At 46.3% G+C, this 25,070-nt stretch carries 21 protein-coding genes; 6 read left to right on the top strand and 15 right to left on the bottom strand.

Going from position 1 to position 25,070, the window contains the following annotated elements; translation table 11 throughout:
- Nucleotides 1-156 precede the first annotated feature (156 nt).
- Both NL645_RS01755 and NL645_RS01750 read left to right on the top strand, forming a co-directional pair.
- Nucleotides 157-1,533 carry a nodulation protein NfeD gene (locus NL645_RS01755; protein WP_046875968.1) on the top strand — a complete coding sequence of 459 codons (1,377 nt, stop codon included), beginning with the start codon at nucleotides 157-159 and terminating at the stop codon, nucleotides 1,531-1,533.
- A 10-nt stretch (nucleotides 1,534-1,543) separates the two neighbouring features.
- On the top strand, nucleotides 1,544-2,326 hold the full coding sequence (locus NL645_RS01750; RefSeq protein ID WP_005373196.1) for a slipin family protein: 783 nt from the start codon (nucleotides 1,544-1,546) through the stop codon (nucleotides 2,324-2,326).
- An 84-nt stretch (nucleotides 2,327-2,410) separates the two neighbouring features.
- Here NL645_RS01750 and NL645_RS01745 read toward each other — a convergent pair whose 3' ends face one another.
- Nucleotides 2,411-2,815 carry a globin gene (locus NL645_RS01745; protein ID WP_005392547.1) on the bottom strand — a complete coding sequence of 135 codons (405 nt, stop codon included), beginning with the start codon at nucleotides 2,813-2,815 and terminating at the stop codon, nucleotides 2,411-2,413.
- A 238-nt stretch (nucleotides 2,816-3,053) separates the two neighbouring features.
- Between NL645_RS01745 and NL645_RS01740 the strand changes: the two genes are divergently transcribed.
- Nucleotides 3,054-3,710 (top strand): NAD(P)H-dependent oxidoreductase, encoded by a 657-nt coding sequence (locus tag NL645_RS01740; protein WP_150916796.1) that lies wholly within the window; start codon nucleotides 3,054-3,056, stop codon nucleotides 3,708-3,710.
- Between the two features lie 103 nt (nucleotides 3,711-3,813).
- Here NL645_RS01740 and choV read toward each other — a convergent pair whose 3' ends face one another.
- The 14 genes from choV to NL645_RS01670 all read right to left on the bottom strand — a co-directional run bounded on the left by choV (nucleotide 3,814) and on the right by NL645_RS01670 (nucleotide 21,513).
- On the bottom strand, nucleotides 3,814-4,992 hold the full coding sequence (gene choV, locus NL645_RS01735) for a choline ABC transporter ATP-binding protein (RefSeq protein ID WP_253651063.1): 1,179 nt from the start codon (nucleotides 4,990-4,992) through the stop codon (nucleotides 3,814-3,816).
- Nucleotides 4,993-4,994: 2 nt separating this feature from the next.
- Nucleotides 4,995-5,837: a choline ABC transporter permease subunit gene (gene choW, locus NL645_RS01730; protein ID WP_005392552.1), complete on the bottom strand. Its 843-nt coding sequence runs from the start codon at nucleotides 5,835-5,837 to the stop codon at nucleotides 4,995-4,997.
- A gap of 78 nt (nucleotides 5,838-5,915) precedes the next feature.
- Nucleotides 5,916-6,854: a choline ABC transporter substrate-binding protein gene (locus NL645_RS01725; RefSeq protein ID WP_005392553.1), complete on the bottom strand. Its 939-nt coding sequence runs from the start codon at nucleotides 6,852-6,854 to the stop codon at nucleotides 5,916-5,918.
- 38 nt (nucleotides 6,855-6,892) lie between these two features.
- Nucleotides 6,893-8,608 (bottom strand): choline dehydrogenase, encoded by a 1,716-nt coding sequence (gene betA / locus NL645_RS01720; protein WP_253651062.1) that lies wholly within the window; start codon nucleotides 8,606-8,608, stop codon nucleotides 6,893-6,895.
- Nucleotides 8,609-8,788: 180 nt separating this feature from the next.
- Nucleotides 8,789-10,249 (bottom strand): betaine-aldehyde dehydrogenase, encoded by a 1,461-nt coding sequence (gene betB / locus NL645_RS01715; protein ID WP_253651061.1) that lies wholly within the window; start codon nucleotides 10,247-10,249, stop codon nucleotides 8,789-8,791.
- An 18-nt stretch (nucleotides 10,250-10,267) separates the two neighbouring features.
- Nucleotides 10,268-10,867 (bottom strand): transcriptional regulator BetI, encoded by a 600-nt coding sequence (gene betI / locus NL645_RS01710; protein WP_005392557.1) that lies wholly within the window; start codon nucleotides 10,865-10,867, stop codon nucleotides 10,268-10,270.
- Between the two features lie 525 nt (nucleotides 10,868-11,392).
- Nucleotides 11,393-13,441 (bottom strand): tetratricopeptide repeat-containing diguanylate cyclase, encoded by a 2,049-nt coding sequence (locus tag NL645_RS01705; protein WP_253651060.1) that lies wholly within the window; start codon nucleotides 13,439-13,441, stop codon nucleotides 11,393-11,395.
- Nucleotides 13,442-13,870: 429 nt separating this feature from the next.
- The gene (locus tag NL645_RS01700; RefSeq protein WP_253651059.1) at nucleotides 13,871-14,629 is read right to left on the bottom strand and encodes an SDR family oxidoreductase; all 759 of its coding nucleotides are present in this window, start codon (nucleotides 14,627-14,629) and stop codon (nucleotides 13,871-13,873) included.
- A 9-nt stretch (nucleotides 14,630-14,638) separates the two neighbouring features.
- A complete protein-coding gene (gene mmsB / locus NL645_RS01695; RefSeq protein ID WP_253651058.1) occupies nucleotides 14,639-15,535 on the bottom strand; it encodes a 3-hydroxyisobutyrate dehydrogenase in 897 nt (298 codons plus the stop codon).
- Nucleotides 15,536-15,553: 18 nt separating this feature from the next.
- Nucleotides 15,554-16,684, bottom strand: coding sequence for an enoyl-CoA hydratase/isomerase family protein (locus tag NL645_RS01690; protein ID WP_253651057.1), 1,131 nt, complete (start codon nucleotides 16,682-16,684; stop codon nucleotides 15,554-15,556).
- Between the two features lie 10 nt (nucleotides 16,685-16,694).
- Nucleotides 16,695-17,471, bottom strand: a complete 777-nt coding sequence (locus NL645_RS01685; protein WP_253651056.1) for an enoyl-CoA hydratase — start codon at nucleotides 17,469-17,471, stop codon at nucleotides 16,695-16,697.
- Between the two features lie 49 nt (nucleotides 17,472-17,520).
- Nucleotides 17,521-18,675, bottom strand: a complete 1,155-nt coding sequence (locus tag NL645_RS01680; RefSeq protein WP_005373226.1) for an acyl-CoA dehydrogenase family protein — start codon at nucleotides 18,673-18,675, stop codon at nucleotides 17,521-17,523.
- A gap of 95 nt (nucleotides 18,676-18,770) precedes the next feature.
- The gene (locus NL645_RS01675) at nucleotides 18,771-20,264 is read right to left on the bottom strand and encodes a CoA-acylating methylmalonate-semialdehyde dehydrogenase (protein WP_253651055.1); all 1,494 of its coding nucleotides are present in this window, start codon (nucleotides 20,262-20,264) and stop codon (nucleotides 18,771-18,773) included.
- Between the two features lie 70 nt (nucleotides 20,265-20,334).
- Nucleotides 20,335-21,513 (bottom strand): thiolase family protein, encoded by a 1,179-nt coding sequence (locus tag NL645_RS01670; RefSeq protein ID WP_182036096.1) that lies wholly within the window; start codon nucleotides 21,511-21,513, stop codon nucleotides 20,335-20,337.
- A gap of 209 nt (nucleotides 21,514-21,722) precedes the next feature.
- Between NL645_RS01670 and NL645_RS01665 the strand changes: the two genes are divergently transcribed.
- From NL645_RS01665 to NL645_RS01655, 3 genes are all read left to right on the top strand, one after another.
- A complete protein-coding gene (locus NL645_RS01665) occupies nucleotides 21,723-22,109 on the top strand; it encodes a MerR family DNA-binding transcriptional regulator (protein WP_005373242.1) in 387 nt (128 codons plus the stop codon).
- A gap of 45 nt (nucleotides 22,110-22,154) precedes the next feature.
- Nucleotides 22,155-23,324, top strand: coding sequence for an isovaleryl-CoA dehydrogenase (locus tag NL645_RS01660; protein ID WP_253651054.1), 1,170 nt, complete (start codon nucleotides 22,155-22,157; stop codon nucleotides 23,322-23,324).
- Nucleotides 23,325-23,421: 97 nt separating this feature from the next.
- Nucleotides 23,422-25,029 (top strand): carboxyl transferase domain-containing protein, encoded by a 1,608-nt coding sequence (locus NL645_RS01655; protein WP_253651053.1) that lies wholly within the window; start codon nucleotides 23,422-23,424, stop codon nucleotides 25,027-25,029.
- The last annotated feature ends 41 nt before the right edge of the window (nucleotides 25,030-25,070 follow it).

The following is a 25,070-nucleotide window of genomic DNA, read 5'->3' as shown; positions in this document are numbered from 1 at the left end:
CCGATATTCATATTAAGGCCCGTAGCCTCAGATGTGCCATGATAAATGCTGATATGACTAATTCGAGTGATCAATTACTTATTTGCACTAGTATTACTGCGTATATACTTGAATTAGGTTTTCAAAAAGTCCCTGTGACCGCACAAGGAGGACTGCATGAAACGACTATGGATATGGGTCTTACCTTTACTATTGTTTGCTAGTCAAGCACTGGCCAATACTGTCTGGATTGTTCCCGTCAAAGGCGCTATAGGTCCTGCTACCAGCGACTATTTGTCTCGTGAGATAGAAGAAGCGCAACTCAACGGTGTCAGTTTAGTGATCTTAGAGATGGACACTCCTGGCGGCTTAGACAGCGCAATGAGAGATATTATTCACGCGATTACCACCTCCTCCACTCCAATTGCGACTTGGGTCGGCCCGTCAGGATCTAGAGCGGCTAGCGCAGGGACATACATTTTACTCGCCAGCCACGTTGCCGCAATGGCTGAAGCCACCAACCTTGGCGCGGCAACACCCGTCGCGTTAGGTGGTGCCCCTCAGCCCACTTCATCGGATGATGGCAAAGATCAAAACGCGGAAGAAACGTCAGAAGGAACCAACGAAAGCTCAGAGAAAGTTCCCGCGAAAACCGCAATGGAGAAAAAGGTGATTAATGATGCTAGAGCCTATATTAAAGGCTTAGCAAAGCTTCATGGCCGAAATGCAGAGTGGGCAGAGAAAGCAGTAAGTGAAGCAGCGAGTTTGGACGCCACAGAGGCATTAGAATTAAACGTTATCGATTATATCGCTAACTCACCAGAGGATTTAGTCAAAGCCATTGATGGACAAACTGTTAAAGTTAACAATCGTGATGTGACATTGTCACTGAAAGATCCCGTATGGATTGAAAGAACCCCCGATTGGCGAGCAGAAATGCTAGCCGTTATCACAAACCCAAACGTCGCCTACATCCTGATGCTCATTGGTATCTACGGTTTGCTTCTTGAGTTTTACAACCCAGGCATTGGCTTACCCGGCGTGTTGGGTGGTATTTGTTTGCTCCTCGCCATGTATGCATTACAAATGATGCCTGTGAACTACGCTGGGCTTGGTCTGCTGTTACTCGGAATTGCACTGATGATCGCAGAAGCATTCAGTCCGAGCTTTGGCATTTTGGGCTTAGGTGGCGTTGTCGCCTTTGTGCTCGGTTCCATATTCCTCATGGACAGTGAGTTGCCAGGGTTTCAGATCGCCCTTCCTTTAATTTTCGGTATTTCTATCTTTTCTGTCGCGCTGATCGTGTTGACGGTCGGCCTGCTGCTCAAAATACGCCGACGACGTGTGACAACAGGTTTAGAAACTTACCCTGGGAAAATCGCTGTCGTGAGCGATGACTTTATCGATGGCGAAGGGCGCGTTCAGCTTGACGGTGCGCTATGGCGAGCCAAAACCAAAGACCATCAACAACTCAAACAAGGTGATCATGTCACCATTGTGAATGTGAAAGGGCTGACCTTAACCGTGATGCCTGATGACCGCCAAAATAAATAGGAGGCGCTTTATGATGCTCTATACTGTTGCGGTGATCGTGGTGCTGTTGTTCGCACTTGCGACCCAAATGTTTAAGGTTTTGAGAGAGTATGAACGTGGGGTTGTATTCTTTCTTGGTCGCTTTCAAGAAGTAAAAGGCCCTGGCTTAATCATTCTTATCCCATTTATCCAACAAATGGTACGGGTGGATTTACGTACTGTCGTTTTGGATGTGCCGACACAAGACTTGATAACCAAAGATAACGTGTCTGTGCGCGTCAATGCGGTTGTTTATTTTCGCGTAGTCGATCCTCAAATGGCAATTAACAACATTGAAAGTTACAGCGATGCCACCAGCCAGTTAGCGCAAACCACGCTGCGATCAGTATTAGGCCAGCATGAACTGGATGAATTACTTTCAGAGCGCGAGCGTCTCAATAAGGATTTACAATCCATCCTCGATCAACAGACTGATGACTGGGGCATCAAGATTGCCACGGTTGAAGTCAAACATGTTGATTTAAATGACAGCATGGTCAGAGCGCTAGCGCGTCAGGCCGAAGCAGAACGTAACCGTCGGGCGAAAATCATTCACGCTACCGGTGAGCTAGAAGCTTCTAATAAATTAAAAGAGGCAGCTCAAATGCTCAACGAAGCGCCGAATGCGCTGCAATTGCGTTACATGCAGACCCTCACGGAAATCACGACAGACAAAACATCGACTATTATCTTCCCAATGCCGATCAATCTTGTCGAAGCCGTCAGTGATATCGCCGAAGCGGTAAAAAAGAATAAAGAGACACAAGATAAATAAAAACCATATTCAAGGAAGTAACAACCTTACACGTTACTTCCTTGCTTTAACTTGCTTGTTTTCGAAGAGTATTTAGTTTCTCTTTTAGTGTTTGGAGCACTCCCGCTTCATTACCGACAAACCTGTGTTAAAACAAGCTCTCCACGCTGTTTCGACATCATCGTCGTATTCAAAATCACACTCTTGAACCGTTTCGATAAGGCTTTCAAACCAAACATCAATATCCTGTGGTTCAATGCCAATATCGGAACTCGCATGCTTCTTACCATATTTCTCCACCATCTTGTGCGCCTCGTTAGAGGTATCGGCCATCATAAAAAACACGATAGATCCTCTAAGCATTCGCACCTGTTGGTGCATGTCGACACCATCAAACTTTTGTCTGAAGCTTGTACTTTTTGACCATAAATTCTTGTAAAACAAGTCGAAAAAGCCTTGGTTCGCGATACAACGTTCATAACTATCGTTGAAAACTTGAATCACGTTCATGTTGCTCTCCATCACTCTCTTAATATGAGTGTAATTTAATAATCATCAAAAGCATCTAAATGATGATGCCTAACCCTATGAAGCACGCCAATTTTCAATAAAAAGTAAAAAGTGATTCAAATAAACGCCCTCTTATCAATGAAAAAATATCCCGTATTATGAATCCATATTCGAGGTACGCATGGTTGTCGATGCTAAGCGCATCCTCATTTGTCACAAAAATAAAAAGGATACAAACGTGTCTCATCAAATCATTACTGATCTAAACAGCCGCTACACTGCTAAAAAATACGACGAAACTAAACGCGTTTCTCAAGAAGATATGGCAATCATCAAAGAAGCACTCCGTCTTTCAGCGTCTTCGATTAACTCGCAACCGTGGAAATTCATCGTGATTGAAAGTGATGAGGCCAAGCAACGTTTCCACAATACGTTTGCAAATATGCACCAGTTTAACCAGCCACACGCTAAAGCCGCGTCACATACGATTCTTTTTGCGTACGATCCAAACTTCACCAAAGAGAAGTTCGCAAAACGTGTGGATGCCGAAGTAACGTCTGGCCACCTACCGGCGGATATGTACAACAACTTTATGGGCGCCTACGCTTTTGCCGATGCAAATACGGACGAAAATGGCTTCAACGGAAACTGGACAAAAGCGCAAGTCTATTTGGCACTAGGCAACCTACTACACACATTGGCTCGTCTGGGTATTGACTCAACGCCGATGGAAGGCGTAGATCCAACACTGATTGGAGAAGTATTCAAAGAAGAATTAGAAGGCCATGTCTGTGAAGTTGCACTGGCGATTGGCTACCACAAAGACGGGGAAGATTATAATCATGGTCTACCAAAAGCTCGCCTTGCGATGGATGATGTAATTACGACTCTATAGTCGACCGTTTCCTTAGCTTAACTACTTAACTCATTGTTTAAACCAAAAAGAGCCGCACTAATGTGCGGCTCTTTTTTAGCTTGGCTTCAACTCTACTCTAACTTTATGCCACTTGCTCGGACTTAAAGTTACCAAGCAATGCATCGTAAAGCTCGTTGTCGCTTAACACACCAACTAACTGGTTGTCCTCCACCATAAGCAGAGGCTGATTGCTGCGCTGCTTAAGCTCAATCGCTTCTCGCATACTGATTTCCGGGCTAACCTGAACCAGAGAGTTTTCGTTTACCTCATCAAGGTTCGAAGAATCACTCTTCCATTGAACCAACGACTTATCTGTATCCGCTAAGCTTAAGCCTTTGCTCTCTTCGGTCACCCAAATACCTTTGTCAGGGCAAATCAGAACACGCTCATCTTCACGAACTAAGTCGTCACGCATCAAAGAGCGTCCCTTAAGTACGTTCAATGGATTAGTGTGGGCAACAAAGTCAGCCACATAATCGTTTTCTGGAGCAAGAATGATCTGTTCTGGCTTGCCGTGTTGAATCAACTTTCCTGACTCCATAATGGCGATGTTATTACCGATTTTTAGCGCTTCATCCAAGTCGTGACTCACAAAAAGAATGGTTTTGTTTAGCTTTTCTTGAAGCAGAATCAATTCATCTTGAAGCTGAGCACGAATCAATGGGTCAAGCGCTGAAAACGGCTCATCCATTAACAAGATATCTGTGTCCATCGCGAACGCTCGCGCTAGGCCAACACGCTGCTGCATACCACCAGAGAGCTCGTGCGGGAATTTCGTTTCCCACTCAGACAAACCGACCATTTCGAGCTGTTCACGCGCTTTTTTACGGCGCTCTGCTTTGCCAATGCCTTGCATTTCTAGACCAAACGCAACGTTATCTAATACCGTTAACCATGGCATCAATGCAAACTTCTGAAACACCATGGATACGCGGTGAGTACGAAGGTGGCGCAACTTCTGTTCGTCACAGTTAGAGAGCTCAACCATGTCGTCGCCGTCTTTAATTTTCAGAGAGCCACGAGAAATTTCGTTCAACCCGTTAACTGTTCGCAGCAAACTTGATTTACCCGAACCTGAAAGCCCCATCAAAACACAGATCTCACCCTGTTTCACACTCAGCGAAACATTATCAACCCCAACCACTTGGCCAGTTTCGTCGATGATTTCTTGTCGAGACTTGCCTTGGTCTAGTAGTGCTAACGCTTGTGACTGCTGCTGACCAAAAACCACATCAAGATTTTGAATAGTAATTGCGTCCATGATTAAGCCTCCTTCTGGTTTGGTGCTTTACACAAGCGGTCAAGAATGATGGCGACGAGTACAATCGCTAAACCCGCTTCAAAACCTTGCGAGATGTTTACGGTATTCAGTGCACGTACGACTGGCTTACCAAGTCCGTCAGCACCAACAAGTGCCGCAATGACCACCATAGAGAGAGACAACATAATACATTGCGTAACACCGGCCATTATACTTGGTAATGCCGCAGGTAATTCCACCTTAAACAATAACTTCATGCGGCTTGCACCAAATGCTTTGCCCGCTTCAAGTAACTCCTCCGGCACTTTAATAATACCGAGGTACGTCAATCGAATTGGCGCAGCGATAGCGAAAATGATGGTCGAGATTAGGCCAGGGACAATACCTAAGCCAAACAGAACCAAGGTTGGAATTAGGTAAACGAATGTCGGTACGGTCTGCATCAAATCGAGGATTGGTCGCAACAAGGTGTATAACCAAGGACGGTGTGCCGCCATAATACCCAACGGCACGCCAATTAATACGGAAATCGTTGTCGCTGCAAACACAAGGACAAAGGTTTCCAGCATTTCTTGCCAGTAACCAAGGTTGAGAATTGCGAGTAAGGCCAACACGATGAATACAACAAGCGGAATGCTGCGGTGTAAGAACCAAGCAATTGCCGCCGTCATAATGATTGGCGCTGCAGGTGGCATCCATTTAAAAATGTCCACCACGAAAAGAATGATCGTTTCAAGTGTAATAGAGATTGCATCGAAGAAACCCGATGCATTGATGGTTAACCAATCGACGCCAGTTTCCATCCATTGGCCCAACGGTAGTTTGTTGTCCGTAATAAAATTCAAAATAAAACCTTTGTGTTAATGAAGCGGGCATGACTGCCCACTTTCTTTTTCAAAAAAACGCGCTTAAAAACTGCTTAATTAAGCGTTAGTTTTTAAATAGTTTGTAATTGCTGTTACTGCGTCTTGACCATCCACCGTCTTAACGCCTTCTAGCCACGCTTCAATTTGTTCTTGGTTTGCGTTCAACCATGCTTGCGCTGCTTTCGACGGTTTCTGCTTCTGGTTGAGAATCGCTTCCATCAATTCGTTTTCCATTTCTAGGTTGAATTCTAGGTTTTTCACTAGCTGACCTACATTTGGACACTCAGCAAGGTAGTTTTTACGTACGTTTGTGTACACATTCGCGCCGCCGTAGTTAGGGCCGAAGAAGTCGTCACCACCCGCTAGGTATTCCATTTCAACGTTGCTGTTCATTGGGTGCGGGGCCCAACCTAGGTACACAATCCATTGGTTGCGGCGCGCAGCACGTGATACTTGAGACACCATGCCAGCTTCACTGGATTCAACTAGGCTGAAGTCTTTTAGGCCGAATGCGTTGCTATCAATCATTGACTGAATTAAGCGGTTACCATCGTTACCTGGTTCAATGCCGTAAATGCGGTCTTTAAATTTGTCGGCATGTTTTACTAGATCAGCGAAGTTGGTCACGCCTGCGTCATAAACGTATTTTGGAACCGCGAGTGTGTATTTTGCGCCGACGAGGTTCGCTCGTACGGTTTCAACGGTACCTGCATCACGGTATTTCGCGATGTCACCTTCCATTGTTGGCATCCAGTTACCTAGGAAAATGTCGATATCGCCATTGGCCATAGAAGAGTAAGTAACAGGTACCGATAGTAGATCGGTCTTCGTTTTGTACCCCAACCCTTTTAGCAGCTCAGATGTCACAGCGGTGGTCGCCGTAATGTCGGTCCAACCTACATCTGCAAAACGTACCGTTTCACATTGGTTGGCATAAGCGCCTGTTGCTAAAGTACTTAGTGCGATTGTTGAGAAGATTTTTGTCATCTTAGACATATTGAATTCCTTGTAATGATTACTGACTTTTTTCATTTTTATGAGATCGAATCGAGATCTCTTTTTGGCGGATGCATTCGTTGCATCTCTTGCCAGTTCGGTGCAATCCAAACTGGTGCGTTGTTCGACGTTTCCAGGGCGTTATCCAAAATCATGTCCGCGGCACGTTCTGCAACCATAATAGTTGGCGCATTTAAATTACCGTTCGGAATGGTTGGGAAAATAGAAGAGTCCACCACACGCAAGCCTTGAATACCGCGTACTTGGCATCGCTCATTCAAAACCGCTAATGGGTCATTGTCTGCGCCCATTTTGCAGGTACAAGATGGATGGTAAGCACTCTCGACATTCTGCTTCACCCATTCATCAATTTGTTCATCCGTTGTGATATTCAGACCCGGCTGGATCTCATCACCACGAAACTCATCCATGGCTGGCTGATTGAGGATCTCGCGAGTAAGGCGAATACAATCACGCCAATCCTGCTTATCTTGTTCAGTGGAAATGTAGTTAAACTCAATCTTCGGCTTATCATTCGGATTCGCAGATACAACTTCTACCGAGCCGCGACTTTCGGGCTTGTTAGGTCCAACGTGCACTTGGAAACCATGACCGTCAAAAGCAGCTTGTCCGTCATAACGCATTGCCGCTGGCAAAAAGTGATATTGAATATTTGGCCACTTTAGTCCCTCACGAGAACGAATAAACGCACATGATTCAAAGTGGTTAGTAGCCCCAAGGCCTTTGCGAGTTAATATCCACTCAGTGCCAATCAAGCCCTTGCTCACCAAACCTAATTTGCTGTTGAGCGTGATAGGTTGTTTACAGTGATATTGGAAGTACACTTCTAAGTGATCTTGCAGGTTTTTACCTACCCCTTCCAACGGATGTTTCACCTCAATGCCTGCTTTTTCTAATACTTCTTTAGGGCCAATGCCTGAAAGCTGCAACAGCTGAACTGAGCCAACCGAACCAGCACTCGAAATCACTTCATGATTCGCAAAACATTGCTGAACTGAACCTGACTTTTCGAATTCAACACCAACCGCTTTCTTGCCTTCTGCGCCTGTTTCTTCTAGTAAAACGCGATGAACCGTCACTCGCTTCATTAGGGTGAAGTTTTTGCGTTTTTTAGCACGGCTTAAGTATGCATTGGAGGTTGAAGCGCGTACGCCTTTGTCAACGGTCATATGCATTGGGCCAAAGCCTTCTTGCTGATAACCGTTGTAATCTTTTGTTTCTGGGTAGCCCGCTTCTTTGCCTGCATCAATAAAAGCTTGATACAGCGGATTGAGCTTCATATCGTTGCCGTTACATGTGCCGACTGGGCCATTATCGCCTCGGTATTCATCTGCGCCACCGACCCAAGACTCTGCTTTACGGAAATAAGGCAAACACGATTGATAATTCCAGCCTTTCGCGCCTTCCTCTTCCCACTGGTCAAAGTCACAAGCGTGTCCACGAACGTAAACCATGCCGTTGATAGACGAACTACCGCCCAGAACTTTACCGCGAGGACAATGAAGTTGACGACCATCCAACCCTTGCTCTTCAACCGTCTCAAACTGCCACGCGTATTTTTCAGTGTTCATCGGGTAAGAAAGCGCCGTCGGCATTTGGATAAAAATACTTTTATCCGACCCACCCGCTTCGAGTAATAGGACCGAATATTGACCACTTTCACTTAAGCGATCCGCTAACACACAGCCGGCCGAACCCGCACCGACGATGATATAATCGTAGTGTTGTTGCATTTGATTCTCCTAGGAGTTAATACCAATCACAGTAGATAAGTGAACGAAATTAGCGTAGGAAAAATGCTTGAGAACAAGGCGGAAATTTTCGATAAGTAGTTAGCCTACAATCAAAATTGACAACGCAGTTATCGAGCATTTTAACAAGCTAAAGTGGTCAGTTATCTACTACGATTGGTATCATTTGTAAGGGCTTTCGAAGTCGCTTAGCTGAACCAGAACACTCTTCGTTTGCGTGTAATGTTTAAGGGTTTCGACACCGTTTTCACGGCCAACACCTGATTGTTTGTAGCCACCAACTGGCATTTCCGCAGGTGAGTCACCCCATGTGTTCACCCAACAAATACCAGCTTGAATTTGATGAATCAAGCGGTGAGCACGAGATAGGTTTTGAGTAAATACGCCTGCAGCCAAGCCATAATCGGTGCCATTTGCACGCGCAATCACTTCCGACTCATCGCGGAATTTCAGCACTGACATTACCGGACCAAAGATTTCTTGCTGAACGTGGCTCATGTCATCATCGCAATCGACAAATACGGTTGGAGCAACAAAGTTACCATTGGCTAGGCCATTGTCTGTTACTTTGTAGCCGCCAGTCAGTAACGTCGCGCCACTCGCTTTCGCGGCTTCAATCGCTCCTAAAACTTTCGATTCATGATCTTTAGAGATTAGCGCGCCAATCTGCGTGTTCTCATCAAGCGGATCGCCGACGACTAACAGCTCGGTTCGGGCTTTAAGTTGTGCGATAAAGTCATCATAAATACCTTCATGGACAAATACGCGTGTACCGTGCGTACAAACTTCACCTTGGGTGTAGAAGTTAGCCACCATGGCCGCAGAAACGGCATCGTTTAACTTCGCATCATCAAAAATAATCAGTGGAGACTTACCACCAAGCTCCATCGTTACTTGTTTTAGTGTCTTAGCGCTGTCACTCATGACGACTTTACCGGTGCCTGATTCGCCCGTGAACGATACTTTTGCGATGTCAGGATGCGCCGTTAGCATCTGCCCTACTCGGTAATCCCCTTGTACGACATTAAATACGCCATCTGGCATGCCCGCTTCTGAATAAATTTCTGCTAGCTTAAGCGCTGTTAATGGTGTTTCTTCTGATGGTTTGAAGATCATAGCGTTGCCCGCAGCCAGTGCTGGTGCCGATTTCCACATCGCAATTTGGATTGGATAATTCCAAGCGCCAATACCTGCGCAAATGCCCAATGGCTCGCGACGTGTGTAGAAAAACTGGTCTTCGCTGAGTGGCTGCTGTTCACCTTGCAAGCTTGGAGCAAGACCCGCATAGTACTCAAGAACATCGGCACCTGTTGTTATATCAACCGCGACAGCTTCTTGAATTGGCTTACCAGTATCTGCCACTTCCAATGCAGCCAGCTCGTCATTACGCTCACGTAAAATGGCAACGGCTTTGTGTAAAATACGGCTACGCTCGATCGCAGTCATTGCTGACCATGCAGCAAAACCTTTCTTTGCCGACTCAATCGCCGCTTCGAGATCGTCTTGGTTCGCTTGTTTAATGTTGGCCAATGGCTCACCATTCGCCGGATTGTAAGTGGTGAAGTGCTCATCTGAACACCCGTTGTACATCGCACCATTGATATAGTGTGCTTTCATTTCCATTTTGAAGACCTGTGACTTTTATATTTTTTCAGAATAAAACGTAAGTTGTTTGTCGAGATAGTCGTTGATGATGATTCTCGCTCTTTCTGCATCAATGCCTTGCGGGTTGAGCGTTCCGCGCAGCCAAATACCATCGATAAGTGACGCAATACCATGAGCAACCAGTTCGGCCTGCTCTGCATTTAATAATGCTTTGAGTTCTTTTCTTAGGTGGGACAATAAACGTCGTTCATTGACACGCTGCAAACGCTTAAGCTGTTCGTCATGCATTGAGTACGACCAAAACGCCAGCCAAGTCTTCGCAACTTGGTTTTCTGCCTGATAGCCGACAAAGTTACCGTCAATGATGGCATTAATTCTTTGGTGATGAGCATCACTTGGCAGCTCACGTAACTTCTGTGTGATGGTGGACGAAAGCTGACGCAAGATCTCTCGCATCGTTTCCTCCAACAACCCATGCTTACCACCAAAATAGTGATTGATAATTCCCGTTGATACACCTGCTTCTTTACTGATCAACGAAATACTCGCAGCGTGTAAACCGACTCTATCAATCACTGACATTGTCGCTTTCACCAGCTGTGGTTTTCTGATTTCAGGCATCCCCACCTTTGGCATTTTGCGTCCTTGTTATTTTTAATTGAACGGTTAGTTAAATATAAAATGCCCGAAAATTAGTTCGAACTCAAATCATTTTTTAAGAAAAAGGTTATTAACAAAGGAAGGAAAGTTGATGGTGTACGCAAAATTTCTATGCGATAACTTGTCGTAAAAGTCAAAGATGCGTTTAAAAACCCAAATAAAAACACAAATAAACCAATAACTTATTGAAGTGTCAATTTTTAACACACCTTTCAGAGAATTGTTTTTCGTGCCACAAAAATCCACACCAGAAAAATTTTACATCGACCACTAATCATTTCATCTGTATCGGCTTTGTTTGTATAAAAAACAGACATACTCGTGTGTTATAGCTTCGTATACACAAGTGACATTAGTACTTTGAAAATGTGGGAGATAAAACGAGTAGATAATACTGAACGCTATGAGTATGTAATTCGATACTCTTAAGTGATTCTGAAGTAATCAGTAGGAAGGGTAAGTTCAGGCTCACCGTTTGATGAGCCTGCATTCTTGATTTTATTAGGTCAGCTTGCGCCCTTTCACGCAGTTACGTCCACCCGCTTTAGCTTGATAAAGTAATTTATCTGCCTGATCACAGAGTGATTTAAAATTCATCTCACTATCTTCAGTCGTCACAACACCAAAACTACAGGTCACTCTCACTTCTTCATTCTGTTCCGTGACGAACCCATGTAAGGATAAAGCGCTACGTAATCGTTCAGCGGTAATGAGAGAGTCTTCATGATCGGTATTGGGCATCACAACAACAAACTCCTCACCACCAAAGCGTGCAACAATGTCATTTTCACGCACCGTCTCTTCTAGCACTTTGGCAACGCCTGTTAGTACGGCATCACCGAACACATGTCCATAGGTATCATTTACCTGTTTAAAATAATCTACATCGATTAGCGCTAAACTTACCGGCCCCGACTGCGGCTTCTTTGGCACCATTTTCTGTTTATCGAGCTTGCTATCCACCCATTTGTTTAAAGCTAGGTAGCCGTACTTAACTTGCTCGACTTGCTCAAACACAAAATGCTGCACCTTTTCTTGCTTAGATTGAGGCGTCGGCTTTTCTTTGCGTTCACGTTTCGTCTCTACGGATTTAGTGAACCAATCTTCTAAAAAACGGCGATTGAATAACCCTGTCAACGTATCTGTCTTTGCTAGGCGGCGCATTCTTAAACGTGATCGATTCACAACAAGGAATACCACTGCCATCAAAAAGAGAACACCAATGAGTGCTAGTAGCGCTTCACCCAATAGATAAAAGGTACGACGGTTATTTTCCAGTTCCATACGCTGCAACACGTTGTTCCAGTTGAGATCTTCGTTCTCATATTCAAGTCTTTCTAGCTCAAATAGCGTCTGCTGACGCTCAAGATTTTCAACTTCTCTTTGGTTGCTAAATTGGATGAATTTATCGTGATAGTTGCCGTAAGTTTTATACGCTAATTTAAAGTCATTGCTTCCCGCGTAGGCCATGGCAGCCACTTTTAGTAGTTCCATTTGCTGTTGCTTAACATATCGGCTCTCGATAATTTCCGGCAACATAGGCGCGATCATCGCTAGAAGTGTCTCAAACTGCTTCTGTTCTAGCATATATTCGGCTTGCAACAGCTTAAATGTAGCTAAGTAGGCGCTAGAGGTTTCTCTATACTGTAAGTTCTCCGCCAACTTTAAGTGGCGAACCATCTTATTTTCTTGGTTCGTCTCACGGTATAACGCAGCAAGCTCGAGGTTAACTCGAAACCTAAAGCGCCCGTCACCAATGATTTGCGCGAGCTTTAGCGCTCTCTGATACGATACAATCGCCTCTTCGTATTGGAACTGTGCCTTATGAAGCTTTGCTATCGTTAAGACGCTCAGCAGCTCATTGAACGACATGCGTCTATCCCTAAAATAACGGTACGCTTGTTCCAACAATGCTTCTGAACGGTCATAGCCCTGAATTTTGACCAGTACGTCACCAAGCTCTAGCGCCGCCCGTTCGACCAATCCTTGAACGCCAGAGGACTCAGCCGCATCCATTGACGACATAATTGCGGCATAGGATTTTTTAAACTCGCCCTGCTCATCGTAGTAACGTCCTTTTAGCAACAGGATCTCCGACTCGAGCTGCTTATCGCCATTTTCACGCGATGTTTCCAACAAACTATCCAACGAAGAAAGCGCGGTATCGATATCGCTCTTTCCGACCATAGTTCGCATCTGAATCAACTTAAATAAGAGATACTCATGGCTTTGTGGACGCACAAGTTCCAACCCTTTTTGTGCGACGTTTTGGCTCTCTTCCGCGCGCCCAAGTAGCTCTAGAACCGTGGACTTTGCAAGCCAATAACGTACCAGTAGCTCTGTTGGTTGATTTTGTAGTAGAGAGTCTTCTTCTAACGCCTCAATCAAAGCCAAAGAGCTCTGAGGTAATGCGTAAATTTGATTTTCAATGCCTTCTAGCGACTGTAAAAACTTACCTTCTTGTTCAACCTTTTCTGCGGATGCCTGAATAGAAAGACACAGACACCCCAATAATAGTGGCATCGTCCTAAGCGAATGAAATAGTGACATTATTGTTCTTCCCTAATGGGTAGTTACTTCAGTGTAATAGAGAATTCTGGTTATTTTATTATTAAGGTAGCTGAAGGTTATTCAGCCAGCCTCATATTCCCATGTATTTTGCGCTGAATAATAAATCACCATCTTTAGATGTCGAAATGGTTTTCGGTCACAATATAATCAATAAGAGTATTTTTCATACACCAAGAAGAAAAATCTCATCAATGAGGCAAATGATTGTCTTGATTGTGAATTAATGCATTTACATAGAAATTAACACGAGAGTACTTATTCATACCAAAAATACAAAAAAGTTGTAAATGTAATCGGTACAGCAGCCGTTACTAAAACATCCATTAATAATTATCGATAGAAACAATATAAGAAAGGAGGAAGGAAGCGGACAATCAAGCTCGCTCCCCTTTTTAATATGAGGAAGGGCTACATTCGCATTCCGCCATCGACTTCGAATACTCTTCCAGTCACGAACTCATTGGTTAACACGTATTTGATGGTCGAAGAAATTTCATCAACAAGACCTAAGCGTCCGACAGGAATCATTTTGACTAAACGCTCCATCGCTTCAGGTTTTATTTGGTCCGTCATGGCAGTCTTGATGACACCCGGAGCAATCGCTACTGAGCGAATTCCGAAACGCCCTAACTCTTTCGCCCACACCGTCGCCATGGTGGCTACCGCCGCTTTGGATGCAGAATAGTTAGTTTGACCAATATTCCCCGCACGCGCGACGCTAGATATGTTGATCAGAACGCCTTTACTGTCGGTGTTCAGCATTACCTTGCTTGCTTCGCGGCCACACAGAAAAGTGCCTGTCACATTCACATCCATAACAGACTGAAATTGTTCCAGCGACATCGCGTTAACCTGACCATCTTTAACTTTGATGAACATGCCATCGCGCATAATGCCTGCGTTATTGATCACGCCATTGAGCTGTTTGAAATCCGCTTCAATTTGCTCAAAAGCAGCGCACACTTCTTGTTCTTCCGTCACGTTCGCTACATAAGAACGAGTGGTGACGCCGAAAGATTCACACTCCGCTTTCGTTTCAGCCAGTTGGTCTGAATTGAGGTCGATAAGCGCAAGGTGAACACCGCTTTCCGCTAGCGACAGCGCCATTTGTTTACCAAGCCCCTGCCCGGCCCCCGTGATCGCAATAACCTTATTTGCTAGATCCATAAGCACTCCTTAGGCCTGATTTTGCTTTTGGTAGAACTCAAACAAGCTTGAAAAATCTTTTTGTCCGTTGCCCTGACCGTTGTGAAAATTAAACAGGTTACGAGCCAAGCTGCCCATTGGCGTTGATGTTTGACTGGCAACCGCCGCTTCCATCGCAAGACCGAGATCTTTCGCCATTAACTGACTCATAAAGCCGCCCTGATAACCATTGCTTGCAGGCGTGTTTTCCATCACACCTGGGCACGGGTTGTAAAGCTCTAGCGCCCAGTTACGGCCTGAACTTTGCAGCATGATGTCAGACAGCACTTTGGGATCGAGTCCGTTTTCCATGCCTAAATTGAGTGCTTCACAAGTGCCGCTCATCAAAATGCCCAACATCATGTTATTGCAGATCTTCGCCACCTGACCGGCTCCGGCATCACCTGCATGGAAAATGTTTTTGCCCATGTGGCTAAGCACCACCTTGGCTTGAACAAAGTTCTCTTGTGAGCCGCCAACAATGAAAGTCAACGTACCTGCCGCTGCGCCCGCAACGCCACCAGATACCGGTGCATCAACAAAGCTGATGCCAAGATGCAGCGCCTTTTCGCCAACCAAACGAGCGGTCGCTGGATCGATGGTCGAAGAGTCGATTAGCAGCGTTCCAGAATCTGCGCTATCTAAGATCCCGTCTTGACCAAGATAAACACTTTGAACGTGTTGGCTAGCAGGTAGCATGGTGACCACCACGCTCGCACCTTGAACGGCTTGTTTTACCGAATCTGCACTCGACGCACCAAGTGCGGTAAGTTCTGTCACAGCGTTTGGATTCAAATCAAACACTTCGACGTTCAATCCCGCTGTGAGTAGGTTCTTAGCCATAGGCGCACCCATGTTGCCAAGGCCAATAAATGCAATTTTATCCATGTCGTATTTCTTCCTTGTCTAAAGTGCCACAGTGGCAACCGAGGATGCGGTCAGTGGGTATTCTGCTGAGTCAATTGGCGCGAAGAAGCGTTCCAAAACTTGTGGCGTTACGTCAGAAACCGTGCGATGTTGCCAAGTCGGTTGATTGGTTTTATCGATAATCAGCGCACGAACCCCTTCTCTAAAATCACCTTCTAAGCCGCAACGTAACGTCAGATTAAGTTCCATATCAAAACACGCTTTCAAAGAGAGGTTTTGATACTGCGTTAGCTGCTGATAAGTGATATTGAGCGACAACGGACTGCCATAATTCAATGCTTTTTGCGCATTGATGAACCACTTATCATCAACGTCGGCACTGCTGATTGCGCGAAAAATCGAATCTAAATCACCCGAACAAAGCTGCTCAATCAATCCCGCATATGGCATCAACATCCCTTCGCTTGGCTCGTCCACTTGTACCGAACGTAGCGTAGTAGCGATTTTTTCGTTGATGTTCGCTTCACCTTTCCAACTTACCGATGCGAGTAGATCCAACAGTGCTTGTTTGCTTTCTGGCTTTGCAATCCATTGGCTTAACCCCAACGCTTTCATGTCTGTCGCATTAATTTGGCAAGCCGTTAAACTCAGGAAAAGTGCCAAATGTTTTGGCAACTGATTTAGGAAGTACGTTGCGCCTACGTCTGGGTAAAGGCCGATTTTAATCTCTGGCATCGCAAAGCGTGTGGTGGTTTCTGCTACGCGATGACTTGCGCCCATAAATAAGCCCACACCGCCGCCCATCAGATAACCATGCCCCCACGCGATGATCGGTTTTGGATAAGTGTGAATAAGATGATCACAGCGATATTCGAGGTCAAAGAAGGTTTCCATGGCTGAAAACGCAGAATCAAAGTCTTGCTCTTTGTTTTCAAGTGCACGGTAAATCGCTTGAATATCGCCGCCAGCACAAAACGCTTTTTCACCCTTGGCATGCAAAAAGACCGCGACGATACTGTCGTCCATTTGCCATTCATTAAGCTGTTTGTACAACTTCTCAATCATCACGTAACTCAACGCGTTGAGAGCTACTGGATTATCAAGCTCCAGCACACCAATAACAGATCCATCAGCGCACTTAAGCTTTGAAACATTTACTGTACCTGTCATTTGGCCTCCGCTAGCTGTTTGTCCATTGTGGCTTGCGCTTTTGCAAGAACGCATTCACACCCTCAGTCTGATCTTGTGTATTGAACAGCTGTAAAAACAGTTCACGCTCTAAAACCAATCCAGCCGCGTGAGTTTGGCTGCGTCGACCTTGAATGAGCGTTTTGCACGCAGAAATGGATTTCGGTGATTGGCCCGCAACACGCTGTGCTAGCTCCATAGCCGCTTCGAGTGCTTGACCTTTCGCCACCACCTCTTCGACTAAACCAATTTTTTCCGCTCGCTCGGCCGTCACTCGTTCGCCACATAGAATCATACGCTTCGCCCAACCTTCACCTACCAACGAGGTCAAGTTTTGCGTTCCGCCGGCACACGGCAACAAACCTACCGATGCTTCAGGAAGTGCCATTTGTACTTGTTCTTCTGCGATACGAATGTCACACGCCATCGCCACTTCCAGACCGCCGCCCATCGCATAGCCATTAATCGCTGCGATAGAAACCCCATCGAATGCAGAAAGCGCTTCAAACGCTTCACCAAATGCGAACGCCATGTCTGCTGCTTGTGATTTATCACCCGATGCAAAGTTATTAAGATCTGCTCCAGCAGAGAAGAACTTCTCGCCTTCGCCTGTTAAAACCAACGCATAAATAGAGCGATCATTGCTAAGTTCAATCGCCAACTCTTTTAGCTGATTCAAAGACTCAAGCGTCCAAGTGTTCGCTGGCGGATTACTAATCGTGAGCTTGGCAATATGCGCTTCGCGCTCTAATTTGATTTGTGCCGTCATAATCTTTCAGTCCTTTTTAATTTCTTTAGGTAAGGCTGTGTCTCGCTGACTAAAGCAGCTCAACGCCTTCCGTTAGTAATCGTCTTGCGACGATCAGACGCATGATTTCGTTGGTACCTTCAAGGATTTGGTGAACACGAACGTCTCGGAAATGGCGCTCGACTGGATATTCTTTGATGTAGCCATAGCCACCGTGAATTTGCAGCGCCTGATCGCAGACTTTAAAGCCCACATCAGTAGCAAAGCGTTTTGCCATGGCACAGTACGCACTTTTTTCTGCGTGCTGGGCATCGAGTTTAGCGGCAGCGAGTCGCACCATTTGACGCGCAGCGACCAGCTCAGTCGCCATATCAGCAAGCTTGAACTGCAACGCTTGAAATTGCGCCAGTGAACGGCCGAACTGTTTGCGTTCGTTCATGTATTGCTTGGCTTCGTTCAGTGCTTGTTGCGCAGTACCGACGGAACAAGTGGCGATATTGATTCGACCACCATCAAGGCCAAGCATGGCGAACTTAAAGCCTTCTCCCTCTTCACCCAACAGATAGTCAGCCGGAATGCGGACATTTTCGAAGGTGATCATGCGCGTTGGTTGGCAGTTCCAACCCATTTTGGCTTCTTTCTTACCGTAGCTAATGCCTTCGCAATCAGCAGGAACGACGAACGCAGAAACGCCTCCCGCTCCTTCGCCGCACGAACGCGCCATCACGACGAGAACATCTGTATCACCCGCGCCAGAGATAAACACTTTTGCGCCATTCAGGACAAACTCATCGCCGTCACGCACTGCACTGGTCGTCAGTGAAGCGGCATCAGATCCGGCATTAGGTTCGGTTAAACAGTAGGAAGCGAGCTTTTCACCCGAAATTAAATCCGCGCTAAATTGCTGCGCCACTTCCGCTTTGGCAAAGCTGGTGATCATCCACGTCGCCATGTTGTGAATGGTCATAAACGCAGTAGTCGCGGTACAACCCATAGCCAACTGCTCGAAAATGATCGCCGCATCCAAACGAGACAATCCCAAACCACCATGCTCTGGCGGCGTATAGATGCTCAGAAAGCCAAGTTCACCTGCTTGACGCAGTACATCTTTAGGGAAGTGATGGTTTTCATCCCACTCGGCCGCGTGCGGCGCTAGCATTTGGTCTGCAAACTGCTTTGCTACTTCGGCAAACGCGAGTTGATCTTCGTTTAATTCAAAATCCATCTTGAAGTCCTAAGGTCTAATTCGTTGCATTTGTATCCGAGCCAAGCCCTCTAAAGGGTTGAAGGGCTTGGCTAGAGGTATCGCTACTTCTGTGACTAGCTCAATTGAATGGTCATGTTTGGGCCGCTTGGAATGTCATCTTCAAACCAACGCGCGGTGACGGTTTTCGTCTCGGTGTAGAAGCGAACCGCCTGTTTTCCATAAGCATGCAAATCGCCATAGAAGCTGCCTTTCCAACCCGTAAATGAGAAGAACGGTAATGGCACAGGAATCGGCACGTTGATGCCTACGTTACCCACTTCGATATTGTGTTGATACTTTCTCGCGGCAGCGCCGTTCGCCGTGAAAATAGACGTACCATTACCAAAGCGGTTTGCATTGATCAGTTCAATCGCTTCATCTAGGTCATCCACTTCCATAGTTAACAGTACAGGCCCGAAAATTTCTTCCTGATAAATCGACATGTCTGTGGTCACGTTGGTAAACAGTGTTGGTCCCACCCAGTTACCGTTCGGGAAGCCAGATACTTGGCAATCTGTCCCGTCCAGAACACAGTTCGCGCCTGATGCTTTGCCTTCATTAATCAGATTCACCACACGCTGCTTCGCTTGCGGGCTAATCAGTGGGCCATAACCGGCGGTTTCATCATCCCACGCGCCAGGTTGAACCTGAGCTAACGCCTCTTTAAACTCTGGAATCCATTCTTTGGTTTCGCCGACAAATACCGCCACCGAAATCGCCATACAGCGTTGGCCTGCGGCACCGACTGACGCTCCAACTAGGTTATTGATGACTTGCTGCTTGTTTGCATCTGGCATGATGACCATGTGGTTCTTCGCACCCGCAAAGGATTGAACGCGTTTTAAGTTGTCCGTACCCGTTTTGTAGATGTACTCACCAACTGGCACAGAGCCGACAAAAGAGATCGCACGAACGACTGGATCTGTAAGAATGCGGTCGACTTGCTCTTTGGTACCATGAACGATTTGTAATACACCTTTTGGTGCGCCAGCCTGTTCAAACAGCTCTGCCAGTTTCATTGCAGTAAGCGGCACTTGCTCCGACGGTTTCAAAATAAAGGTGTTGCCACAAGCAATCGCCATTGGGAACATCCATAGAGGGATCATCGCAGGGAAGTTAAACGGAGTAATACCCGCACAAACACCGAGCGGTTGAATGTAAGAGTAACCATCAATATTGGTTGCGACGTTTTCCACCGTTTCACCCATCATTGAGCTACAAATGTTCGCCGCTTGTTCTACGACTTCAATCCCGCGCCAAATGTCACCCTTTGCATCCGCAAGAGTTTTGCCTGTCTCACTTGAAAGCAGTATCGCCAACTCATCGTGTTGCTCTTTTAGCAAGTGTTGGTAGCGTAGCATCAATCTCGCACGCTCCGGAGCGGCAACTTCTTTCCAACGCCTAAACGTCTCTGTTGCGCTGGCGATCGCCGCATTCATTTCTGATTCCGTGGCACAAGGTACTTGCGCAATCACTTCGTTGGTTGCCGGGTTAGTTACATCTAGCCATTGTTTTGAGTCGGAGATGGCAAATTCACCACCGATATACTGCTTTACTTGTTCTGTCATGATGACATCCTTGTATTTTTCAGCTTGTTACTGACTACTGTTATGTAAGTGAAACTTTGTTGAGAATGATTTAGCAGATTTCAATCGCGATGGCGGTTGCCTCGCCGCCACCAATACAAAGCGATGCAACGCCACGTTTACCGCCTGTTTGTTTAAGAGCGTGAATCAAAGTCACGAGGATTCGGTTACCACTCGCACCAATTGGGTGGCCTAAAGCACAAGCACCGCCGCGAGGGTTCACTTTGCTCTCGTCCAGTTCGAGTGTCTTCACCGCGTATTGAGTGACAACAGCAAAGGCTTCATTGATTTCCCAAAGGTCCACGTCTGATTTGTCCCAGCCCGTTTTTTCCAGCAGCGTTTCAATCGCGAAGACGGGTGCGATGGTGAACTCATCAGGCTGTCTTGCATGCGTGCTGTACGCGACAATTTTCGCTAGTGGTTGAAGGTTTTCCTGACGGCCAAATTCACTATCGACCAATACCATTGCCGATGCACCATCAGAAATAGAACTAGAGTTGGCAGCCGTTACTCCGCCATCTTTAGCAAACGCAGGACGTAAGGTAGGAATTTTAGTGACGTCGAGTTTACTCGGTTGCTCATCGTCTACAACCAAGGTGTCACCACGTCGACTTTTTACGTTAACAGGCACGATCTCTTCTTTGAACAAACCTTGCTCAATCGCTTGCTGCGCACGAGTCACCGACTGCTGCGCCCAGATATCCATACTTTCACGGTTGAACTGATACTTTTGCGCGGTTTGTTCGGCAAAGACCCCCATCAATTCGCCTTGGTAGGCATCCTGCAAACCGTCATAAAACATGTGATCAAGCACTTGCTCATGGCCTAAGCGGAAACCATCACGCGCTTTCTTAAGTAAATAAGGAGAAGAGGACATGTTTTCCATACCGCCAGCGATAACCGCGTGCGCGTTACCAGATTGAATAAGATCATGTGCCAGCATGACGGTTTTCATACCCGAACCACAGACTTTATTCAGTGTCGTACAACCGATCGATTGCGGCATTTCTGCTTTAAGACTTGCTTGTCTTGCTGGCGCTTGCCCCACGCCGGCGGGTAAAACGCATCCCATCAACACTTCGTCTATTTTTTGCACATCGAGTTGGCTTTCGGCTAGTGCCCCTTGGATGGCTTTCGCACCGAGTTCCGTGACATCTGTTGAAGCTAATGCACCTTGAAAAGAGCCGATAGGCGTTCGCTTGGCGGCAACAATCCATGTTTCATTTTTCATTCCATTAACCTTTTGTTGACGTTTACGTCATAACTATACTAACATTTACGTTAACGTCAAGTTTGAGGTTATTGTTTGTTCGAGTGATTATTTTATTTCGAGTAAATGCGAGTGATATCAAGGCTCAAGAGTGGATGTTGTTTGTTTACTTTAACGTTAACGAATTGTATATTCGTATGAATGTTATACGAAAGTCGTAAGGTTAAGGAATGAACACATTTAAGATCAGCGAGCTCGCGAAAGAGTTCGACATTACTACCCGAAGTATTCGCTTCTACGAAGATTTAGGTCTCCTAACTCCGGAACGTAAAGGCAACACACGAATCTACAATGGTCGCGATCGAATTCGACTAAAACTGATTTTGCGAGGTAAGCGATTGGGCTTTTCTCTTGCAGATATCAAAGAGTTATTTGAACTCTACGATACCGATCAAAGTACTGAGCAGTTGAACTATATGATTCGGTTGATCGAAGAGAAGAAGGCAGCATTGCAACAGCAAGCAAACGACATTCAAGCGGTAATGATGGAGTTAAACGCGGCACAGTTGCGATGCCAAAACACACTGAGATCCATGAAAGGCGAAAAAGTCACCTGACACCTCAGCACTGGGATGTAGGTGACGTAAAGGCAAGGACACGCAATGAAATCTACCTACTCTTCCCTGAACTTTGTTTATGACGAAAATACCGATTTGCTTCGCGAGCAAATCAATAGTTTTGCTGCAAGAGAAATTGCGCCGCTAGCGCAATCTATCGACCAATCTAACGACTTTCCAAACCATCTTTGGTCCAAACTGGGTGACATGGGTCTTTTAGGCGTGACCACCAGCGAAGAGTTTGGTGGTGCAGACATGGGCTATCTCGCCCACGTTATCGCTATGGAAGAAATCAGCCGAGCATCCGCTTCGGTTGCGTTAAGTTACGGTGCTCACTCCAATCTTTGTGTCAACCAAATCCACCGCAACGGCACACAAGCGCAAAAAGAGAAATACCTACCTAAGCTCATCTCTGGCGAACATATTGGTGCACTAGCAATGAGTGAGCCCGGAGCAGGTTCTGATGTAGTCTCTATGCAACTTAAAGCGGAACGTAAAGGCGATATATTCCTGCTAAATGGCAACAAAATGTGGATCACTAACGGCCCGGATGCACACACCTATGTTGTCTACGCCAAAACCGATCCAAGCCAGCATTCTAAAGGCATCACGGCCTTTATCGTAGAACGTGGATACCCGGGATTCACTCAAGCGCAAAAGCTCGACAAATTAGGTATGCGCGGTTCGAACACTTGTGAATTGGTATTCCAAAACTGCGAAGTCCCTGCTGAAAACATTCTCGGTGAAGAAAACCAAGGCGTGAAAGTATTGATGAGCGGTTTGGACTACGAACGTGTGGTACTTGCCGGTGGTCCACTTGGCATCATGCAGGCGTGTATGGATATCGTTGTGCCTTACATTCACGACCGCAAACAATTTGGCAAATCCATCGGTGAATTCCAGCTTGTTCAAGCAAAAATCGCCGATATGTACACGCAAATGAATGCCGCAAAAGCCTACGTTTACGCCGTCGCTGCCGCTTGTGATCGTGGTGAAACCACACGTAAAGACTCTGCTGGTGCGATCCTCTACAGCGCTGAGCTGGCAACCAAGATGGCATTAGATGCGATTCAATTACTTGGCGGTAACGGCTATATCAACGAGTTTGATACGGGCCGTTTGTTGCGAGATGCCAAGCTGTATGAAATCGGTGCGGGCACTTCAGAAATTCGCCGCATGCTTATTGGTCGCGAATTGTTTAACGAAAGCGCCTAATAATCAGCCCAGGCGTTCTGACTCAAAAATATTTTCTTACTCAACCTAAATAAAGACGGGTGTTCTCACCCGTTTACCGAATGGAGATCGGCTATTTATGGCTTGTTTGACGACCAATATTAATACCCATTCAGAGCAGTATCAGGAAAACTACCGCTCTATGGCGTCTCTTGTGGATCAACTCTATACCGTGACCGCGCAAATCGAAGATGGTGGCGGCGAGAAAGCAAGAGAGCATCAGCAGAAGAAAGGCAAACTTCCGGTTCGTGAGCGTATTCTTGCCCTACTCGACCCTGGCTCATCCTTTTTAGAAGTCGGTCAGTTTGCTGGCTGGGATGTGTATCCAGATTACGTTCCATGCGCTGGCGTGGTTGCTGGCGTGGGTGTAATAGACGGCACCGAGTGTATGATCGTTGCCAACGACGTGACGGTAAAAGGCGGTAGTTACTACCCGCTCACGGTTAAAAAGCACTTACGCGCACAGGAAATCGCAGAGAAGTGTCAGTTGCCTTGTGTTTACTTGGTCGACTCTGGCGGTGCTAACCTACCCCGCCAAGATGAAGTATTTCCAGACAAAGACCATTTTGGCCGTATTTTCTATAACCAAGCTCGAATGTCAGCCAAGGGTATCCCGCAAATTGCGGTGGTCATGGGGCTCTGTACCGCTGGCGGCGCTTATGTTCCTGCGATGTGTGACGTTTCCATCATCGTCAAAGAACAAGGTACGATCTTCTTAGCTGGCCCTCCTCTGGTAAAAGCAGCAACAGGCGAAGAAGTCAGCGCGGAAGATCTTGGTGGCGCAGACGTTCACTGCCGTACGTCTGGCGTAGCCGATTACTATGCTGAAAATGATCACCACGCGTTAGAACTGGCAAGACAAGCTGTCTCTCAAATCAACCACTTGAAACCCGTCCAACTCAAGCAAAAAGCGCCACAGGAACCACGCTTTACTGCGCAAGAGCTGTACGGCATCGTCGGAACCGATCTTAAAAAGCCGTTTGATGTCAAAGAGGTCATTGCCCGAATTGTTGATGATTCACAATTTGATGAATTTAAAGCCTTGTTCGGTGAAACCTTGGTCTGTGGCTTTGCTCATATTCACGGAATGCCGATTGGCATTGTCGCTAACAACGGCATTCTATTTTCGGAATCGGCGCAGAAAGGTGCGCATTTTATTGAGCTGTGCGCACAGCGCAAAATTCCTCTGCTATTTTTGCAGAACATCACTGGCTTTATGGTCGGCCAGAAGTACGAAGCCGAAGGCATCGCCAAGCATGGCGCGAAAATGGTGACCGCTGTTGCGTGTGCAGACGTACCGAAGTTTACCGTGGTTATAGGTGGATCGTATGGTGCAGGTAACTACGGTATGTGTGGTCGCGCTTATGATCCAACCATGATGTGGATGTGGCCAAATGCACGCATCTCCGTCATGGGTGGAGAGCAAGCGGCTGGCGTGATGGCGCAAGTGACCCGCGATATCAAAACGCGCAAAGGTGAAAGCTGGAGCACTAAAGAAGAGGAAGCGTTCAAACGTCCAATTGCGGAGCAATATCAAGTCCAAAGCCATGCGTATTACGCCAGTGCCCGTTTGTGGGACGACGGCATTATTGACCCTGCAAAAACACGTGATGTTGTCGGTATTGCTCTATCTGCTGCGCTTAATGCGCCGATACCAGACAGCAAATTTGGCATCTTCCGTATGTAGTCAGATGCAAGGCAAGCCTTAACTCCTCGCTATCCACCGAT

It is taken from the genome of Vibrio sp. Y51_MX_L26 (genome assembly GCF_024181935.1).
Lineage (GTDB): Bacteria > Pseudomonadota > Gammaproteobacteria > Enterobacterales > Vibrionaceae > Vibrio > Vibrio diabolicus.
The sequence above is the reverse complement of the archived record's forward strand: the minus strand, read 5'-3'. Positions and strand labels throughout refer to the sequence as shown.

What these genes read in the sequence shown, in the direction of transcription:
- NL645_RS01660 (WP_253651054.1), top strand. Translation starts at nt 22,155, where the DNA reads ATGAAATCTACCTACTCTTCCCTGAACTTTGTTTATGACGAAAATACC.
- NL645_RS01670 (WP_182036096.1), bottom strand. Translation starts at nt 21,513, where the DNA reads ATGAAAAATGAAACATGGATTGTTGCCGCCAAGCGAACGCCTATCGGC.
- NL645_RS01705 (WP_253651060.1), bottom strand. Translation starts at nt 13,441, where the DNA reads ATGTCACTATTTCATTCGCTTAGGACGATGCCACTATTATTGGGGTGT.
- NL645_RS01745 (WP_005392547.1), bottom strand. Translation starts at nt 2,815, where the DNA reads ATGAACGTGATTCAAGTTTTCAACGATAGTTATGAACGTTGTATCGCG.
- betI (WP_005392557.1), bottom strand. Translation starts at nt 10,867, where the DNA reads ATGCCAAAGGTGGGGATGCCTGAAATCAGAAAACCACAGCTGGTGAAA.
- NL645_RS01665 (WP_005373242.1), top strand. Translation starts at nt 21,723, where the DNA reads ATGAACACATTTAAGATCAGCGAGCTCGCGAAAGAGTTCGACATTACT.
- NL645_RS01750 (WP_005373196.1), top strand. Translation starts at nt 1,544, where the DNA reads ATGATGCTCTATACTGTTGCGGTGATCGTGGTGCTGTTGTTCGCACTT.
- NL645_RS01685 (WP_253651056.1), bottom strand. Translation starts at nt 17,471, where the DNA reads ATGACGGCACAAATCAAATTAGAGCGCGAAGCGCATATTGCCAAGCTC.
- NL645_RS01690 (WP_253651057.1), bottom strand. Translation starts at nt 16,684, where the DNA reads ATGACAGGTACAGTAAATGTTTCAAAGCTTAAGTGCGCTGATGGATCT.
- betB (WP_253651061.1), bottom strand. Translation starts at nt 10,249, where the DNA reads ATGGAAATGAAAGCACACTATATCAATGGTGCGATGTACAACGGGTGT.
- choV (WP_253651063.1), bottom strand. Translation starts at nt 4,992, where the DNA reads ATGGACGCAATTACTATTCAAAATCTTGATGTGGTTTTTGGTCAGCAG.
- NL645_RS01725 (WP_005392553.1), bottom strand. Translation starts at nt 6,854, where the DNA reads ATGTCTAAGATGACAAAAATCTTCTCAACAATCGCACTAAGTACTTTA.
- mmsB (WP_253651058.1), bottom strand. Translation starts at nt 15,535, where the DNA reads ATGGATAAAATTGCATTTATTGGCCTTGGCAACATGGGTGCGCCTATG.
- NL645_RS01675 (WP_253651055.1), bottom strand. Translation starts at nt 20,264, where the DNA reads ATGACAGAACAAGTAAAGCAGTATATCGGTGGTGAATTTGCCATCTCC.
- NL645_RS01700 (WP_253651059.1), bottom strand. Translation starts at nt 14,629, where the DNA reads ATGGATCTAGCAAATAAGGTTATTGCGATCACGGGGGCCGGGCAGGGG.
- NL645_RS01755 (WP_046875968.1), top strand. Translation starts at nt 157, where the DNA reads ATGAAACGACTATGGATATGGGTCTTACCTTTACTATTGTTTGCTAGT.
- NL645_RS01655 (WP_253651053.1), top strand. Translation starts at nt 23,422, where the DNA reads ATGGCTTGTTTGACGACCAATATTAATACCCATTCAGAGCAGTATCAG.
- NL645_RS01680 (WP_005373226.1), bottom strand. Translation starts at nt 18,675, where the DNA reads ATGGATTTTGAATTAAACGAAGATCAACTCGCGTTTGCCGAAGTAGCA.
- betA (WP_253651062.1), bottom strand. Translation starts at nt 8,608, where the DNA reads ATGCAACAACACTACGATTATATCATCGTCGGTGCGGGTTCGGCCGGC.